We start from the raw sequence: 4,346 nt of genomic DNA on the forward strand, positions 1-4,346 counted from the left end.
GCTCGGTGCCTCGCGTACGGCGGGCAGCTGGATCGGCGCGGACGGGCGGCCGGTCGTCGCCGTGACCGACGAGAAGGCGGCGGCCGAGGTGCGGCGGGCGGGTGCCGAGGCGAAGGTCGTACGGCACAGCATGAACGAACTGAAGGCGGCCACCGCGACCCTGCGCGCCGCGCCGCGCGTGCCCGGGACGGCGTGGGTGATGGACTACCGGACCAACCGGGTGACCGTCCAGGCCGACAGCACCGTCTCCGCCGCCGACTGGGCCCGGATGACCAAGGTCGCCGACGGCATCGGCAGCTTCGTGCGCATGCAGCGCACCGAGGGCACCTTCACCACCCGCCTGAACGGGGCGCTGCCCGTGCTGTCGACCGGCGGACGCTGCTCGGCCGGCTTCAACGTGACCGACGGGCAGAGCGACTTCATCCTCACCGCCGGGCACTGCGGGCCCACCGGTTCCATCTGGTTCGCCGACAACCAGGGCGATCAGCAGCTCGGCAGGACCGTCGAGGGTTCCTTCCCGGGCGGCGACTTCTCGCTGATCCAGTACGCCTCCGGCAGCGCCGGCCCGGGCGCCGACATCGTGGCGATCGGCGGTGGCAACGGCGTACGGATCACGGGAGCGGCCGATCCGGCCGTGGGGCAGCGGGTGTTCCGCAGCGGCAGCACGACCGGGCTGCGCGACGGCGAGGTAACCGGCCTGAACGCGACGGTGAACTACCCCGAGGGCACCGTCACCGGCCTGATCCAGACCACGGTGTGCGCCGAGTCCGGCGACAGCGGCGGTCCGCTGTTCTCCGAGGGCATCGCCCTGGGGGTGACCTCGGGCGGCAGCGGCGACTGCACGACGGGCGGTACGACGTTCTTCCAGCCGGTCACCCAGGCGCTGACCGCGCTCGGCGTGAAACTGATCGTGTCCGCGCCGCAGCAGGGCGCCGACGCCCCCTCCGCCTCGGCCACCCACAGCGCCATCGCCCCCGGCGCCGCTTCCCCCGGTTCCTCCGCCCCGGTCACCGGCACCACCGACGGCACCACCCTGCTCTCCCGCCTCTCCGACCCCAAGGCCGTCGGCCCCGGCCTCCTGGTCGTCGCCGGCAGCCTGATCGCCCTGATCGCCACCCGCTGGATCCGGGCGGAACAGGACCGCAAGGCCTACCAGCGGCACTACTCGGCGACGTGGGGCTGACCGGGGCGGTCCGTACGGCGGTCGCGCCGCGCCGACGGCACGGTGGATGCCGCGGCAGAGGGCGGAGGACGGTGCGAGAAGGGCACCCATTCGTTCATGGGTGCCCGGGAGGGTGGTCCGATGCTGCGGCGGGGGCCGCGGAGGAGAGGGGGCTCAGGCGGCTCTGAGCGGGGGGTGGGCGACTGTGGCCCACTCCATCACGAGGCGCTGGTACTCCTCGCGCTGCTCGCTGGTCAGTGTCCCGCCCGACCGGAGCCACAGGGCCCGGATCTCCTCGTTGACCTCCGCGGCCGATCGCTCGGAGACGGGTTCAACAGTGGTGGACATGCCGTGAAGCATATGCCGACCGAGGTGAAGGCGCTGTGAATAAGTACGAGCGATACCGACATATCGGACCGTGTTGCTCATCACGTCAATTCGGCAGGAGCCCGGCGGTAGTTCGCGATTCAACCGCCACCGGGCGCCGAACCCCGCCCGCGCTCAGGTGCCCGGCTTGCGGCCGTACACGTACACGTCGTCGCCCTTCTTCAGCAGCGACCAGTACTTCTTGGCGTCCTTCGGCGTCATGTTGACGCAGCCGTGCGAGCCGGGCGGGTTCCACACGCTCAGTCCGACCGAGTGGAAGGCCTGGCCGCCGTCGAAGAACTGGCTGTACGGCATGGGCACGTTGTAGAGGGTCGAGACGTGGTCGATGTGCCGCCAGTAGATCTTCTTCAGGCCGGTGCGCGTCTTGTACCCCTTGCGGCCGGTGCGCACCGGCACGGGGCCGTAGACCAGCCGACTGCCGTCCTGGATCCAGCTGAGCTGGAGCGTGAGGTTCACGCAGGCTATCCGGCCCTTGTTCACCGGGCACTTGCCGGCCTTGTCGGGCTTCTTGCCCACGGCCTTCTGCTTGTTCATGAGGTCCATCACGCCCCAGGTGACGGGACCCGCGTAACCGATGTTCGGTGTGATGCCGTGCTTGTTCTGGAAGGCCCGTATCGCCTTGCAGTCCGCGGCCGACTGCCGTCCGTCGACCGGCCGGCCGAGGAACTTCTCCACCTGCTTCTGGTACGGCCCGGTCTGCGTCGTGCAGCTCGCCGCCTGCGCCGGCGCGGCGCCGACCGTCAGTGCGAGCGGAACCACCAGTCCGGTGACGCCCAGTGCGACCGCTCCCCGTCTGCCCGGGTTCCTCATGACAGCCCCTCCCCCTCGGTGCGTTCCCGCGCTTCCCGACACCTAGACCCTCGCCGGCGCACACTGGTTGCGGAACATCCCGCGCCGAGACGAAACGGTGACATTCGCCCCGTCTCGGCGGGTGGGTTCAGATGCTCCGAAGGGCCTTTCGGAAGCCGGAGTTGACCGCGGTGAGGCCGCCGTCCACGGTCAGGGTGGTGCCGGTGATCCAGGCCGCGTCGCGGGAGGCGAGGAAGGCCACGGCGGCGGCGACGTCCTCCGGTTCACCGACCCGGCCCAGGGGGTACAGGGCCCGGACCCGGTCGAGTTCGGCGTCCCTGCCCTCCCAGGCCGAGGTGCGTACCGTGCCCGGCATGACGAGGTTGACGCGGACGCCGCGGGCGGCGGCGTGTCCGGCCAGGGTGCGGGTGAGGGACGCCAGGCCCGCCTTGGCGGCGCTGTAGGCGTGGTTGCCGAAGTCCTGGACGCCGTTGACCGAGCCGATGCTGACGATCGCGCCCCGGCCGCCTGCCGCCAGGTGGGGCAGGGCGGCGCGGCAGCAGCGGTAGGCGCCGGTCAGGGTGACGTCCAGGTCGCGGGCCCACGCCTCGTCCGGGCCGTCCTCGAACAGCGGGGTGTCGGGTGCGCAGTGGGCCGCGCTGTTGACCAGGACGTCGAGCGAGCCGAAGGCGCGCACGGCGTGCGCCACGGCCGCCTCGACCGACTCCCGGTCCGCGACGTCCACCGCGTGCGCCCGCGCCGTGAGCCCGCGCTCGCGCAGGGCCGCCGCGGTCGCCTCCGCCGCGTCGCCGTCCACGTCGGTGACCAGGACCCGGGCCCCCTCCCCGGCCAGCCTTCGCGCGGTGGCCGCGCCGATGCCCCGCCCCGCTCCGGTGATGAGAACCCCGTGCCCGTCGAATCGCCCGCCGTCCGTCATGCGCCGAACCTACTGCGGCGGACGATCACACGAACAGACGGCGTGCGCGGTCAGCGGTAGCCGGTCGTGTCGGCCGGCTTGTCCTGGTCCTGGACCTCGGGAAGGTAGCGCCAGGCGTCGGGGCGGCTGCCGTCCAGGTCGGTGAAGCCGTAGACCCGGGCGAGGGCGCCGCTGGAGAGGGACCGGCCGTTCCAGCGGGCCACGTCGGGGTCGGCGGCCAGGGCGGCGACGGCGCGGCCCACGTAGCGGGGGGTCTCGGAGATGGCGAAGTGGGGCTCCTGGTCCAGGGCGTCGCGCCAGTCGTCCTCGGTCACCCCGAAGTGGTCGAGCATCAGCTCCGAGCGCATCCAGCCGGGGGTCAGGGCGAGGGCTGTGGCGCCGCGCGGGCCGAGTTCGTGGGCGAGGGCGAAGGCCATGCGCAGGACTGACGCCTTGGCCAGGTCGTAGAAGAAGTTGACTCGGTAGGTGTCCCGGTTGTACTCGGCGGTGCCGTCGGTCATCTCCACCACCAGGCCGCCGGGGCGGCGCAGCAGCAGGGGCAGGGCGTGGTGGCTGGTGATCGCGTGTGTCTCCACCGCGAGGCGGAGCAGCCGCAGTCCGCCCGCGAGATCGTGCTCCCACACCGGGGTGTCCCACTCGAAGAGGTGCTCCGCGCCCCAGATGTCGTTGACGAGGACGTCGAGCCGGTCCTGCTCGCGGGCGATGCGGTCCACCAGGGCGCGCACCCGGTCCGGCTCCAGGTGGTCGGTGGGTACGGCGATGCCGTGGCCGCCGGCCTCGGTGACCAGGTCGGCGGTGTCCTCGATGGTCTCGGGGCGGTCGTACTCCGAGCGGTGGGCGCGGGTGGTGCGCCCGGTGACGTACACGGTGGCGCCGGCCGCACCGAGTTCCACCGCGATTCCCCGTCCCGCTCCCCGCGTCGCTCCCGCGACCAGCGCGACCTTGCCCTGCAGCGGACCTGGCATGTCCGGCCTCCCGTGCGTCTTCCGTCGATGCGATTGCCGTCATCGAGGGTGCCGGGGAAGCCGGACATCTTCTGTCGTCTTTTACGACCGATCCGTCAGGAGTCCT

5 protein-coding genes are annotated in these 4,346 nt (G+C 72.1%); 1 reads left to right on the forward strand and 4 read right to left on the reverse strand.

Features of this window, described 5'->3' with window-relative positions; translation table 11 throughout:
• On the forward strand, nt 1–1,183 hold a 1,183-nt coding region (locus RH94_RS33055), incomplete at its 5' end, for a S1 family peptidase (protein WP_234426201.1).
• Between the two features lie 153 nt (nt 1,184–1,336).
• Here RH94_RS33055 and RH94_RS33060 read toward each other — a convergent pair.
• From RH94_RS33060 to RH94_RS33075, 4 genes are all read right to left on the reverse strand, one after another.
• The gene (locus tag RH94_RS33060; protein WP_073952025.1) at nt 1,337–1,522 is read right to left on the reverse strand and encodes a hypothetical protein; all 186 of its coding nucleotides are present in this window, start codon (nt 1,520–1,522) and stop codon (nt 1,337–1,339) included.
• A gap of 141 nt (nt 1,523–1,663) precedes the next feature.
• Nucleotides 1,664–2,359 carry a L,D-transpeptidase family protein gene (locus RH94_RS33065; RefSeq protein WP_073952026.1) on the reverse strand — a complete coding sequence of 232 codons (696 nt, stop codon included), beginning with the start codon at nt 2,357–2,359 and terminating at the stop codon, nt 1,664–1,666.
• Nucleotides 2,360–2,486: 127 nt separating this feature from the next.
• The gene (locus RH94_RS33070; protein ID WP_073952027.1) at nt 2,487–3,275 is read right to left on the reverse strand and encodes an SDR family NAD(P)-dependent oxidoreductase; all 789 of its coding nucleotides are present in this window, start codon (nt 3,273–3,275) and stop codon (nt 2,487–2,489) included.
• Nucleotides 3,276–3,325: 50 nt separating this feature from the next.
• Nucleotides 3,326–4,240 carry an SDR family oxidoreductase gene (locus tag RH94_RS33075; RefSeq protein WP_073952028.1) on the reverse strand — a complete coding sequence of 305 codons (915 nt, stop codon included), beginning with the start codon at nt 4,238–4,240 and terminating at the stop codon, nt 3,326–3,328.
• Between the last annotated feature and the right edge of the window lie 106 nt (nt 4,241–4,346).

Source organism: Streptomyces kebangsaanensis, assembly GCF_001906585.1.
Taxonomy (GTDB): Bacteria; Actinomycetota; Actinomycetes; order Streptomycetales; family Streptomycetaceae; genus Streptomyces; species Streptomyces kebangsaanensis.